The sequence below is a fragment of the Cedecea sp. AS113 genome (assembly GCF_037152415.1).
GTDB lineage: Bacteria > Pseudomonadota > Gammaproteobacteria > Enterobacterales > Enterobacteriaceae > Cedecea.
The window spans coordinates 298863-312053 of record NZ_JBBCMI010000003.1 but is presented as its reverse complement, the minus strand read 5'-3'; the positions used below and the strand labels follow the sequence as shown (position 1 = coordinate 312053).

12 protein-coding genes are annotated in these 13191 nt (G+C 55.2%); 5 read left to right on the top strand and 7 right to left on the bottom strand.

Translation table 11 applies throughout. The features are described 5' to 3' along the window. Window positions 1–81 precede the first annotated feature (81 nt). The gene (crcB, locus tag WFN87_RS05410; protein ID WP_166875870.1) at window positions 82–465 is read left to right on the top strand and encodes a fluoride efflux transporter CrcB; all 384 of its coding nucleotides are present in this window, start codon (window positions 82–84) and stop codon (window positions 463–465) included. A gap of 215 nt (window positions 466–680) precedes the next feature. Here crcB and cspE read toward each other — a convergent pair whose 3' ends face one another. From cspE to WFN87_RS05375, 7 genes are all read right to left on the bottom strand, one after another. Then, window positions 681–890: a transcription antiterminator/RNA stability regulator CspE gene (cspE, locus tag WFN87_RS05405; RefSeq protein ID WP_004100146.1), complete on the bottom strand. Its 210-nt coding sequence runs from the start codon at window positions 888–890 to the stop codon at window positions 681–683. A 195-nt stretch (window positions 891–1085) separates the two neighbouring features. After that, a complete protein-coding gene (gene pagP / locus WFN87_RS05400) occupies window positions 1086–1655 on the bottom strand; it encodes a lipid IV(A) palmitoyltransferase PagP (protein WP_166994526.1) in 570 nt (189 codons plus the stop codon). 197 nt (window positions 1656–1852) lie between these two features. Next, a complete protein-coding gene (locus WFN87_RS05395) occupies window positions 1853–4972 on the bottom strand; it encodes an efflux RND transporter permease subunit (protein ID WP_336982221.1) in 3120 nt (1039 codons plus the stop codon). After that, a complete protein-coding gene (locus WFN87_RS05390) occupies window positions 4969–6435 on the bottom strand; it encodes an efflux RND transporter periplasmic adaptor subunit (protein WP_336982220.1) in 1467 nt (488 codons plus the stop codon). Before WFN87_RS05390 ends, WFN87_RS05395 begins: the two co-directional genes overlap by 4 nt. Next, window positions 6432–7688 (bottom strand): TolC family protein, encoded by a 1257-nt coding sequence (locus WFN87_RS05385; RefSeq protein ID WP_008456017.1) that lies wholly within the window; start codon window positions 7686–7688, stop codon window positions 6432–6434. The genes WFN87_RS05390 and WFN87_RS05385 overlap by 4 nt, the downstream gene beginning before the upstream one ends. Before the next feature lie 11 nt (window positions 7689–7699). Then, window positions 7700–8077 carry a copper-binding protein gene (locus WFN87_RS05380; protein ID WP_166994523.1) on the bottom strand — a complete coding sequence of 126 codons (378 nt, stop codon included), beginning with the start codon at window positions 8075–8077 and terminating at the stop codon, window positions 7700–7702. Between the two features lie 66 nt (window positions 8078–8143). Then, window positions 8144–8497, bottom strand: coding sequence for a hypothetical protein (locus WFN87_RS05375; protein ID WP_336818632.1), 354 nt, complete (start codon window positions 8495–8497; stop codon window positions 8144–8146). Window positions 8498–8964: 467 nt separating this feature from the next. Here WFN87_RS05375 and dcuC point away from each other — a divergent pair, with 467 nt between their 5' ends. The 4 genes from dcuC (at window position 8965) to WFN87_RS05355 (ending at window position 13143) form a co-directional block, all read left to right on the top strand. Beyond that, a complete protein-coding gene (gene dcuC, locus WFN87_RS05370; RefSeq protein WP_008456010.1) occupies window positions 8965–10341 on the top strand; it encodes an anaerobic C4-dicarboxylate transporter DcuC in 1377 nt (458 codons plus the stop codon). Between the two features lie 87 nt (window positions 10342–10428). Continuing rightward, the gene (gene rna / locus WFN87_RS05365) at window positions 10429–11235 is read left to right on the top strand and encodes a ribonuclease I (protein ID WP_336982219.1); all 807 of its coding nucleotides are present in this window, start codon (window positions 10429–10431) and stop codon (window positions 11233–11235) included. A 91-nt stretch (window positions 11236–11326) separates the two neighbouring features. After that, window positions 11327–11485 carry a hypothetical protein gene (locus tag WFN87_RS05360; RefSeq protein WP_157141387.1) on the top strand — a complete coding sequence of 53 codons (159 nt, stop codon included), beginning with the start codon at window positions 11327–11329 and terminating at the stop codon, window positions 11483–11485. 281 nt (window positions 11486–11766) lie between these two features. Then, a complete protein-coding gene (locus tag WFN87_RS05355; RefSeq protein WP_008456007.1) occupies window positions 11767–13143 on the top strand; it encodes a GntP family permease in 1377 nt (458 codons plus the stop codon). Window positions 13144–13191 lie beyond the last annotated feature (48 nt).

The window sequence follows — 13191 nt, the reverse complement described above, 5'->3', positions numbered from 1 at the left end:
TTAATTACAGCACATTGGGTATAAATCTCCCGACCTGAACGCTACACTTTTCCCATTGTTGATGTTTAATAAGGATTAACCGTGATTCAGATGCTATTCGCCGTCTTTATCGGCGGCGGGATGGGCAGCGTAGCACGCTGGTTTCTTAGTATGAAGTTCAATCCCCTGCATATGGGGATCCCCATCGGGACGCTAATCGCTAACCTGACCGGGGCGTTTATCATCGGCCTTGGGCTGGCGCTGTTCAGCCGCTTCAGCAACGTCGATCCGATGTGGAAGTTGCTGATAACCACCGGTTTCTGCGGCGGCCTGACCACGTTTTCGACGTTTTCTGCGGAAGTGGTTTTGCTGCTGCAGGATGGGCGATTGATGTGGGCCAGCATGAACGTCCTGCTCAACCTGGCCGGCTCGTTTATCATGACCGCGCTCGCATTTTGGCTGGTTTCTCTCTTCGTGACCCAATAAGCCCTGAAGCGTTAATGTTAGCTTAATTTTTCTCTGCCACTATCCCAGTCATATCTTTGGCGGAGCGGGCAATGAAAGAGCAAATAACCGGCTGGGCGAGCGTGCTGATAAGCGTCGTTATCGTTGGGCTGTTTTTGAAAACCTATCTGTTTGCCTAAAATCACAGGCAAAAAAAAACCCGCCTTGGCGGGTTTTTATATTCTACTGGTAATGACTTAGATAGGCATTACGTTTGCAGCAGAAGGGCCTTTGGCACCGTTAGTGATTTCAAACTCAACGCGCTGGCCTTCAGCCAGGGTTTTGAAACCATTGCTCTGGATTGCAGAGAAGTGTACGAACACGTCTTTGCTGCCATCTTCCGGAGTAATGAAGCCGAAGCCTTTGGATTCATTAAACCACTTAACGTTACCTTTAATCTTAGACATCAAAATTACCTTTACATGAAAAAACGACACAAATGCTGTGTCGGGCATCAGTACAACAATTGTGGTGGCTTTTGTCCAGTCCAGAATTGCTAAAAAGTGATAAAAGTCGCTAACTTTTTACTAGCTTGCGCATTACACCTTGTTTTTTAAGGGGTATAAAAACCCTCAATTTTCACCGGCTTCAGGCCGACAAAATCAGAACTGGAAACGCATCCACGCGAAGTAGACGTTACCGTTGTTATAGGTGCCTGGAATGTAGGTCATCTGGAAGGTTGCCGGGCCGTAGCCAATAGACGCCAGCGGCAGCACTACCGGGATTGGGATGTATTTCCAGTTGTCGCGAGCAGTAACCCCGACGGTGTACCCCAACCCTAAATGGAAATTATCATCGCTCAGCGGGCGCCAGGTTTTCTCCCAACCATAGCCGCCGATTGGCTCCCACTTATTGAAGGAGTCCTTGAACGCCATCAAATAGATGCCGTTCCAGTTACCATTTTCATCCCAGCGGGACTGGCCAAAACCTGCACCCCACGGCCGCTCGTTGTAGCGATCCGTTTTTTCTTTGTCATAGGCAAAGCGGGCGTGCCAGGTAATCGCCGGCACGTAAAGATCGTAGTGTTCTGGCTCACTCCAGGTTTCAGACACCTGGCCCGAGAAAGTTTCCCATGCATTGCTGAAAAAGCCGCCTTCCGCAGCAGCAGAAGCGCTCAACCCAAGCGTGCAAACAAAAATCAAAATTGAGAACAGTTTATTTGCGTAAGTCACGTCTTTATTACCATATTAAAATTCGACAGGTACCTTACTGAATTATATCTCAATGAAAGCTAAATCAGCACATGACTTGTAAAGAAAATTGTCCACTGCCTGTTGTCAATACGCTGAATTCCCAAACAGATGTCAGACAACGTTGAATAAAATTGCAAGCCGGAGCGCATAACTATATCCGCTCCGGCGAACAACACTTATTTCCGTTTTTTAATCAGCATATATACCGCAGGGATAACCAGCATCGACAGCAATGGCGCCGTCACCATCCCCCCAATCATCGGGGCGACAATACGTCGCATCACTTCCGATCCAGTCCCGTTGCCCCACATAATCGGCATTAAACCTGCCATAATAGTGGCCACCGTCATCACCTTTGGCCTGACGCGCAGGACAGCCCCCTCGTGAATGGCGCGCCGCAGCATACCGTCATCCTGTACCTCATCGGCTTTTTGATGCTTAGTCAGTGCCTGGTTTAAATAAAGTACCATGATCACGCCAAATTCAGCGGCAACTCCCGCCAGGGCAATAAAGCCTACGGCTCCGGCCACCGACAGGTTATATCCCAACAGGTAAAGCAGCCACACGCCGCCAATTAGCGAGAACGGTAAAGTCCCCATAATTAATAGCGCATCCTTCACTCGCGAGAAGGTGACATATAACAGTACAAATATGATTAACAAGGTAAAAGGCAGAACAACTTTTAATTTCGCCGTCGCACGTTCCAGGTATTCAAACTGCCCTGACCATGAAAGAGAAACGCCTTCAGGCAATTTCACCTGCTCGGCCACCGCACGCTGCATATCCTCCACGGCGGACTTCAAATCACGGCCACGCAGATCGACATAGATCCAGTTTGAAAGACGCGCATTTTCGCTTTTCAGCATCGGCGGCCCTTCTGTAATCGCAATATTTGCCAGCTCAGAAAGCGCCACCTGGCTGCCGTTGGAGGTAATAACCGGTAAATCACGCAGTTTCTGCAGGTTATCGCGCAGTTCACGCGGGTAGCGCACATTTATTGGGAAACGCTCACGCCCTTCGATAGTTTCACCCATGTTTTCCCCCCCGATAACCGTGGCAACCAGCGACTGCAGTTCTTTAACCGAAACGCCATAGCGCGCCGCTTTACGCCTGTCGATGTCAATGTCCACATAGCGCCCGCCGCCCAGGCGCTCAGCCAACGCGGACGTCACACCCGGCACCTGCTTGACCACATGTTCAATCTGCTCGGCAACCGACTCAATGGCGGCAATATTATTGCCGTTCACCTTTATCCCTACCGGACTTTTAATCCCGGTGGCCAGCATGTCCAGTCGGTTACGAATAGGCGGCACCCACACGTTGGCAATGCCCGGCACCTTCACCACGCTGTCCAGCTCATTCACCAGCTTGTCCATCGTCATTCCCGGCCGCCACTGGTCGCGTGGCTTAAAGCGAATGGTGGTTTCAATCATTGTTAGCGGCGCAGGGTCGGTGGCCGTTTCGGCGCGTCCCGCTTTGCCAAAAACGGTTTCAACTTCCGGCACCGTTTTGATCAGGCGATCGGTCTGCTGCAGCAATCGTCCTGCCTCACGGGCCGAAATACCTGGCAACGTGGAAGGCATATACAGTAAATCCCCCTCATCCAGCGGCGGCATAAATTCGCTGCCCAGTTTGCTCAGCGGCCAAAGCGTGGCGACCAGCAACACACCGGCTACCGCAAGCGTGGTTTTCGGCCTGTCGAGCACCTTTTCCAGTACAGGCTCGTAGGCCGCAATCAGCCAGCGGTTAATCGGGTTGGCCTTTTCATCGGGGATCTTGCCGCGAATAAAGCAGCCCATCAGCACCGGCACCAGCGTAATTCCCAGCCCCGCCGCCACCGCCATAGAATAAGTCTTGGTGAAGGCCAGCGGCGAAAACATCCTTCCCTCCTGCGCTTCAAGAGAGAACACCGGGATAAACGACAGGGTAATAATCAGCAGGCTGCAAAATAATGCCGGCCCCACTTCTACCGCCGCCTGCTGGGAAATTTGCCAGTAATCTTCGCTGCGCGGCTGCTCTCCCGGATGATCGTGCCGCCACTGCTCAAGCACTTTGTGCATGTTTTCAATCATCACTATCGCCGCGTCGACCATCGCGCCAATGGCAATTGCTATCCCGCCCAGCGACATGATATTGGCGTTCACGCCCTGGTAATGCATGACGATAAACGCCCCTAAAATCCCCAGCGGCAAAGTAATAATCGCCACCAGCGCAGAGCGGAAGTGGAACAGGAACAGCGAACAAATAATGGCGACCACGATAAACTCTTCCAGCAGCTTGTGGGAGAGCGTTTCAATCGCGCTTTCAATCAGGTGCGAGCGGTCGTACACCGGCACAATTTCAACGCCGGCGGGCAAACTCTTCTGCAGCTGAGCCAGCTTTGCTTTTACCGCGTTAATCGTTTCAAGGGCGTTTTTGCCGTAGCGCATCACGATAATGCCACCCGCGACTTCGCCTTCACCGTTAAACTCCGCCACGCCCCGACGAATTTCAGGCCCAAGCCTCACGGAAGCGACATCGGAAAGCAGCACCGGCACGCCGTCCCGGCTGGTGATAACCACCTGCTTGAAGTCATCCAGATTTTTGAGATAGCCAGAGGTCCGCACCATATACTCGGCTTCGCCCATCTCGATCACCGAACCGCCGCCTTCCTGGTTGGCGCTTTTCACCGCGTTAATGATCTGCTCATGGGTAATATTCAGCGCCTTCATGCGCTCCGGATCGAGCACAATCTGGTACTGACGCACCATGCCGCCGACGCTTGCCACCTCAGAGACGTTGGGCACGGTTTTCAACTCAAACTTCAGCGTCCAGTCCTGAAGAGCTCGCAGATCCGCCAGGCTGTGCTTGCCGGTTCTGTCCACCAACGCATATTCGTATACCCAGCCAACCCCGGTAGCATCTGGCCCCAGCGAGGCTTTAGCCTCCGGCGGCAGCTGAGACTGCACCTGACTCAGGTATTCAAGTACCCTGGAGCGCGCCCAGTAAGGATCGGTCCCATCGTCGAACAGAATGTAGACATAAGAATCGCCAAACATGGAGAAGCCACGCACCGTTTTGGCTCCCGGAACGGACAGCATGGTGGTGGTCAGCGGATAGGTGACCTGATCCTCCACGATTTGTGGCGCTTTGCCCGGGTAGCTGACCCGCACAATCACCTGCACGTCGGAGAGATCCGGCAGCGCATCCAGCGGCGCTCTCTGCAGCGACCAAAGCCCCCACGCCGCCATAATGATGGCGGCCAGCACCACCAGCAGACGATTTTTAAGCGACCAGCGAATAACGGCGGCAATCATTTGTGCGCCCCCGCCATCGGCATCAGGTGAGTAATAACGGCCCCTTTTTCATCGTCCATTGTAAAGCTGAACATGACTGCATCACCCGGTTTCAGGCTGGTCGGCGATGTCAGCGCGAAAGGCATCACCATAGCGCCCCAGTTCAGCGCGGGGATAGGATGATGGGCAATAGTAATAGCGTCCGCGCTCACCGCTTTGACCACGCCTTCGCCGTCGTAGGTCTTTGCTGCAGGCGGCGCTTTTGGCTGAGCGTCTGTTTCAGGCAACGCGCTGCGCAGGCTCGCCTCTGAGTCGATAAGGAACTGGCCGGAAGTGACCACTTTCTCGCCCTCATTCAGCCCGGAACGAATCTCCACCCAGCCCTTGTCGCTGATGCCCGGCACCACGTTCACCGGGCGGAAATGGCCGCCGTCTTCGGCAACCAGCACCCGGCTTTGGCTTCCGGTTTCAATCAGCGACTCCTCCGGCACGGCCAGAACCGCGGCGCGGGGCTGCTGATTTGCCAGATGCACACTGAGGTACATGCCGGGCTTGAGCTTCATTTGCGGATTATCCAGCACAATGCGCGCCTTCAGCGTGCGGGTGGTGGTTTCGAGGTTCGGCAGCAGTTCGCTTACTCGCCCGTGGAATACCTCTCCAGGCCAGCTGTCGGCGGTCGCCACAATCTCGCTTCCCGGCTGCAATGCCTGAGCCTGAGACTGCGGGTAATCCACCACAATCCAGACGGAATCAAGGCTTGCCACTTCGAACAGCGGGGCATTCGCGGTCACCTGCTGCCCTTCCCGCGCCTCCAGTTTATTTACATACCCGGCAAGCTTTGCGCGAATGGTAACGCGGGTTTGTGGCTTGCCGCTGCGCTCAACCTGGCGAATCACTTCCGTGGGCATAAACTGCAGCTGCAGCCGCTCTCTGGCCGCCGCGGTTAAAGCGCTGTCTCCCAGCTTGCGCACCGCCAGAAACTCCTGCTGTGCGGCGGTCCATTCCGGGAACCACAGCTGCGCCAACGGTTCCCCGGCTTTCACGTACTGCTGAGGGGCTTTGACATACAGCGTTTCCACAATACCGTTAGCGCTGGCCGGGATGATTTGTACGCTGCGTTCGTCCAGCGTTACGGTGGCAAAAGCGGCGAACGGCACGCTCAGAGCCTTGCGCTCAACGGCGGCAGTCTTAATGCCCAGGTTTTGCTGCTGGCGGTTGCTGACCGTCACGCCGCCATCGTTGGCCACTTCATCGGCATAGCGCGGGACCAGCGCCATATCCATAAACGGCGATTTCCCCGGCTTGTCGAACCGCTGACCGGGCACCATAGGATCGTACCAATACAGCACTTTGCGGCCGCTTTCCTGCTGGGGCTGAGCTTCGGCATGTTGGTGAAAGGTTGGCTGCTTCCCGGCGTAATATCCCGCGGCCAGCGCGGCAACAACCGCCCCTGCCAACAGGGAAAAAGTGAGTGATTTTTTCATTGGTTAACATCCTGAGGCGTAAGGTAGCGGATCGCCGCCCAGTTGGTGGCCACGGCTTTTTCCGCACTGCTGGCGGTCAGCTCGGTGTCCAGAAGATCCCGGCGAGCGGCCAGCAGCTCAGTCAGAGAGGATTGTCCGGCGCGGTACTGCGACGCCAGCAGAGACAGGCGTTGGCGCTGAAGCGGTAAAGCCTGATCCTGCTGCCGCTGCCAGACGCTTTGCGCAGCCTGGTAATTAGCCACCAGCGAGTGAACCAGCGCAACACGCTCCCGACGAGCCAGTGCCAGTTGATCGTTCGCTTCCATCGCACGGGAAACGTCGGCAGAGTAATCTTTATCCTGCCGCTGAGGCTTAAACAGAGGCAGATCGACGGTGAACATCACGCCCGCCATATCGTCATAACCTTCAGCGCGGCGTCCGTAATACACCTCAATCCCAACATCAGGTTTAGCGGCTACGGCGGACTGGGCTGATTTCGCACGAGCAACGTCGGCTTCACGGGCGGCTTCAATCACCTCCGGATGCTGCATCACGCCTTCTTCAAGCACTGCCGGATCGGCCGGTAACCGCTGGTAGCGGGGCAATGTCCCCACCACGCTATCGACCGTCTGCCCGGTCAGTTGCAGAAGCCGGGTCTGCGCCAGGGTGACATCCCGCTCGGCAAGCGTGACTTTGTCCTGCATGGAGAGCAGCGTCATACGAATATCTACCACGCCGGAAGCGGGCGAGCTGCCGCTGGCCACGGTGGCTTTCTGGACGCCAATCTGCCGCTCGGTTTCGCTCACCAGCTTACGGGCAGCCGTCAGCACTCGCTCAGATAAAGCAAGATCCAGCCACGCCTGCGCGGTATCGCGCTGAAGGTTGGCGCGAATCACCTCCGCTTTGGCCTGGCTGCTGGCCGACTGCGCCAGTATAGTGTCCGCTTTACGATCGCGTTTATCTTCGCTGACGTAGTCCTGCATGATGCCGATACGCTGCATGGTCATGCCGTCACGGCTAAAGCGATGGTTATTACTTCCCCCCACCGGCACGTTTTCGATACCAAACTTCAGCTTTGGATCGGGCAATTGCCGGGCAGAGTCAGCCATGGCGTTCAGCGCATCGCTCTGATTACGGTTGGCGGACAGCGCCGCAGAATAGTGCTCGGCGGCCAGCAGAGTCTGTTGCAGGCTGAGCTCCGCCGCCTGAGCGGCGGAGACAGACGTAGCCAACAGCACTCCACCAAGCCAGAGGCTCAGGGTGTGTTGTTTCATAGCAACCTCGGTTAGTTAAGCGGGGTTGCGGAAGCCAGCTGATACCCGGCCGCATGCTGGGTGAAAGAGAAGGCAATCTTCTCTCCCACCTTAAACGCCGGCAGCGAACCGTCTTTCGGCAAAGTGAACGTCATCGTCATGGCTGGCCAGCCAAGCTCGGCGACGGGATGATGGGCAATAGACACGCTGTCGGCGGTGATGGTCTTCACCACGCCTTCGGTTTTGTAGACCTTGATCGCCGAAGTCGCATCAGAAGACATCGTCATGCCAGGCATGTCAGACATCCCCTTCATAGAGGACATATCGTGGGAAGTTTCAGCGGAAAAAGCAGGGAAAGCGGCAACAACAAGCAGCGCACCGGCCGCAGCAGAACGAATAGCGTTAAACATGATTTCTCTCCAAAACACAGTCAAAAAGGGAATGGGCAAAGCCCCAAAACATTGACGGTGCTGGAGTTATTCTCTAAAGCGGCAAAAACGAATGGTTGCCGGAGGTCCTGTTGCGGGAGGGGTAACATAAGGGGCGGATTCAACGACCGTTGAACATTGAGGCTCAACCAGCGCAAGGGTATCTGCAACCGGTAACGCCACCAGCGAGCTGTGCCCGTTGTCTTTTTGCATTACGTCAGGCACGCAGTGTTTTTCACACAGCGGGTTACTGAGTTTCGCCTGCATCGCCTTGTCAGGCATCTGCATGGTGTCGGCATGCGGGGCTGCCATGGGGCCAGCGGTCATATCAACCGGGCAATCGTAGGACGCTATCGCCACCTGACTGTTGACAAAAAACCAGCCCAACGCCAACAGCAGCATCAAAAGATGCTTCCTGATAAAGCGCCAGCGGCTTGTCGACCAGAGGGAGGTGTGCAGCATAAAAACCCCGACATAAAAGAGATCGGCAGTATAGGCGGCAGCCTGTCGCGTTTTAAAGTTTTTTTTAACTGGTTTACGAAAAAGCCATTCGTTAACAATCAGGCAAAACAATCATTGTTTTTACATAACCGATCGTCGGTTATACCGCCAAAACTCGCACAATTTTTATGCCTTATTTTTTATCGACCACGTCGATAAATGTAATGCAGCCAACAAAAGCTTTGCCTAAAGTTGATCCGTTGCAACGAAAGTTGACGCTTATCAGAAACTCCAAACGGGTTCTGAGGCAAATTCTTAGCCCTTTACAGTCGCCTGTAAAAAATCACTATTTTAATTTCTGAGAGAAAACCACTTACAGCCGCAAGCGTAAGGACGCCGAAGAGCGCCTTAGCGTATCAGGGGATATCATGCTTACCATTCTGGAACTTATTATCGGGGTCGTGGTGATTGTGGGCGTTGCCCGCTACATCATCAAAGGCTATTCCGCCACCGGCGTGCTGTTCGTCGGCGGGTTATTGTTACTTATCGTCAGCGCGTTGATGGGGCATAAAGTGTTGCCCGCCAGCGCGGAAAGCACCGGCTACACCGCCACGGACATCTTTGAATACGTCAAAATCCTGCTGATGAGCCGTGGCGGCGATCTTGGCATGATGATCATGATGCTCTGCGGGTTTGCCGCCTACATGACCCATATCGGCGCCAACGATGTGGTGGTCAAACTGGCCTCTAAGCCGCTGAAATTCATCAACTCGCCTTACTTACTGATGATTGCCGCCTACTTCGTCGCCTGCCTGATGTCGCTGGCGGTCTCTTCCGCAACCGGGCTTGGGGTGCTGTTAATGGCTACGCTGTTCCCGGTCATGGTCAATGTCGGTATCAGCCGCGGAGCTGCCGCAGCCATTTGCGCTTCTCCGGCGGCGATTATTCTGGCTCCAACGTCCGGAGACGTGGTGCTGGCCGCTCAGGCTTCTGAAATGTCGCTGGTCGACTTTGCCTTTAAAACGACCATTCCTATCTCCATCGCCGCCATCATCAGCATGGCCATCGCGCATTTCTTCTGGCAGCGCTATCTCGACAAGAAAGAGCACATCAACCACGAAATGCTGGACGTGAGTGAAATTCAGACTTCCGCGCCCGCTTTCTACGCCATCCTGCCGTTTACGCCGATTGTCGGGGTACTGATTTTCGACGGCAAATGGGGCCCGCAGCTGCATATCATTACTATCCTGGTGATATGTATTCTGATTGCCGCGCTGATTGAGTTTTTCCGCAGCTTCAATACGCAGCACGTCTTCTCCGGGATGGAAGTTTGCTATCGCGGCATGGCGGACGCCTTTGCCAACGTGGTGATGCTGCTGGTTGCCGCCGGCGTTTTTGCCCAGGGCTTAAGTACCATCGGCTTTATTCAAAGCCTGATCTCTATTGCCACCTCGTTTGGTTCCGCAAGCATTATTCTGATGCTGGTGCTGGTGGTGCTGACTATGCTGGCGGCCATGACCACCGGCTCCGGTAACGCACCGTTCTATGCCTTCGTCGAAATGATCCCGAAACTGGCTCACTCTTCCGGGATTAACCCGGCATACCTGACCATTCCGATGCTGCAGGCTTCCAACCTGGGCCGCACCATTTCTCCAGTTTCCGGCGTGGTAGTGGCCGTTGCCGGGATGGCAAAAATCTCACCTTTCGAGGTGGTGAAGCGTACCTCTGTGCCGGTCGCCGTCGGTCTTATTGTGGTGATTATCGCCACGGAGATTCTGGTTCCTGCAGCAGCGATCGTTCACTAACCCGCAGCCATCATTGTTTCAAGCGCCTGCATCAGGCGCTTTTTTTATGCCTATAATAAGTCCGCCTCCAGGACAGATAAGAGAATAATGATGAATTTCACACCGCGACATTTACTGCTTTGCACGCCGCTTTTACTTAGTCCACTTGCGTTTGCCGACGCCCTGCAGCCCAGCCAGTACGGGGATTTTGATCGCTACGTGCTGGCGCTCTCCTGGCAAACCGGTTTCTGTCAGAGCATGCACGACCGCAATCGCAACGAACCCGCGGAGTGTAAAGCCCAGCAGGAACAGGCGGATAAAAGTGCCTTCCTGACCGTTCACGGCCTCTGGCCCGGTCTGCCAAAATCTGTCGCGTCACGCGGCGTCGATGAAAAACGCTGGATGCGCTACGGCTGCGCCACTCGCCCGGTGCCGAATATGGCCGAAGCCAGGGCTTCAAACAAATGCGCCGCGCCGGATACCGGGCTTTCCGTTGAAATGGCCTCAAAGCTGGCGGGCGTGATGCCCGGCGCCGGGGGGCAATCCTGCCTGGAGCGCTACGAATACGCCAAGCACGGCGTTTGCTTTGGCTTTAACCCCGACGATTACTTCGGCACGATGGTGCGCCTGAATGGAGAAGTGAAACACACCGCTTTTGGCCAGTTCCTGGCTCAGCACTACGGCCAGGTGGTGACGCGTAAGGCGTTTAACCAAGCCGTGAAGCAAACCTGGGGCAGCGATGCGGTGAATGCTATCAAGCTAACCTGTGACGGTAATCCCGCCTACCTCACGGAAATGCAGATCTCCCTGCTGGCAGACAAGATTAACCAACCGCTGCAAACTGCCTCCTTTGCCCCGCAAAAACACCCCGGCAACTGCGGGAAGAGCTTCCGCCTGGACGCAGTTGGCTACTGACAGAATAAATACTGAAGTCAAAAATTAATCGCATCACTATTTGTTCCGGTTTTTTGGTTATAGCCTTCAGGTAACGAACCTGGAGGTGACCATGAACAGAACAAAACGGTACTTACTGCAGCTGAGGGCGCAGTTCGAGCGTGAAGGCAGCCAGCAAAAACTGCTGGGGTTTATCTGGCTCTCGCCGCAGCAGCGCTATGAAATTCTCAAAGAGCTCTTGTTGCCGATAGCGGAACACCCTGCTCGTTAAAAGCAGCCGGGCCCCGTGCTACACGGTGGCCCCCGCAGTATTTCGCTCCCTGATGGTGTAAGTCAGGCGCGTGTCAGACTTTTCCCAGCCAAACAATTCCCCCGCTCACCTTTCGCACTGATTATTTTGATTGTTTGAACTTCGTCCCAGAATGTTAACAAACATTACAGAGTTCATTTACAGGCAACCGGATGTTACCGATATCATGTTACCGGTATCAGCATCACCCAATAACACGCTTTTGGTGCATTCATCTGAGAATTTGCCACTGGGGAAATAAAATGACCGAAATAACAACAAGTTTAGGCGCAGGAAGCCTGCTGGGTATTGCCGCCTGTTCCGTCGTGCTCCTGCTCGTATTGATCATGCGCTTTCGCGTACATGCCTTCCTGGCGCTGACCCTGGTCAGCGTCATTGTGGCACTCGTCACAGGCGTGCCGTTCGACAAAATTGTACCCACGATCCTGGGTGGCTTTGGCAGCACCCTGGCAGGCGTCGCTTTATTAGTTGGACTCGGCGCCATGATTGGCCGCCTGTTGGAAATTTCCGGCGGCGCAAAGGTGCTGGCGGACACCCTGGTTGGGACCTTTGGCGCTCACCGGGCACCTTTTGCCCTTGGCGTCGCGTCACTGCTTTTTGGCTTCCCGATCTTCTTTGACGCGGGTCTGGTGGTGATGCTGCCGATCATCTTCAGCGTCGCCAAGCAATTCGGCGGCTCAACGCTGAAATATGCGCTCCCGGCGGCCGGTGCTTTTGCGGTGATGCACGCGCTTCTGCCGCCGCATCCAGGCCCGGTGGCCGCCAGCGAACTGCTGGGGGCGAACATCGGCCTGCTGGTTGTGGTAGGGCTGATTATCGCCATCCCGACCTGGTATCTCGGGGCCTATCTCTTCGGGCTGTATGCCGGGAAGAAATTCGATATTCCTCTGCCGAGTTCTTTCCTCGGTAAAGTCGAAGTGGATCAGAATCACCAGCCGCCGTCATTCGGCATGGTCATGACAATTTTACTGATGCCGCTGGTGCTGATCTTCCTCGATACCGGCCTCAACACCGCCACTGTGCTCGGCTGGGTCAGCGCCGACAATACGCTGGTGAACTTCTTGCGCATGCTGGGCAAAACGCCTATTGCGCTGCTGATTACCGTCTTTTTTGCCCTGATGGTCTTCAGCGGCAAACATAGCCGCCAGCATCTTGAAAAGGTATGTGACGGCGCACTCGGCCCGATTTGCGGCATTATCCTGGTGACCGGAGCGGGCGGTATGTTCGGCGGCGTGCTACGCGCAAGCGGCATTGGTGACGCGCTGGCTGGCGTCCTCTCAGACACCGGCATGCCGGTTATCGTTGCCGCCTTTGTTATCTCGACTGCGCTTCGCGTTGCTCAAGGGTCAGCCACCGTTGCCCTGACTACTACCGCCGCGCTGGTCTCACCGATGGTCGAAGCCACCACGGGCCTGAGCCAGTTTGACCTGTGCTTTATCGTTATCGCGATTGCCGGGGGCGCTACCGTCCTGTCTCACGTGAATGACTCCGGCTTCTGGCTGGTGGGGCGTTTCCTGGAAATGGATGAGAAAACGACGCTGAAAACCTGGACCGTGATGGAAACGCTGATCGGCACCATCGCCTTCCTGCTGGCGGCGCTGGGGAGCGTGATTCTGTAAGGGACTCGGGGGAAGTCAAAATGTGACTGATCTCGCTTTCAACTCCGG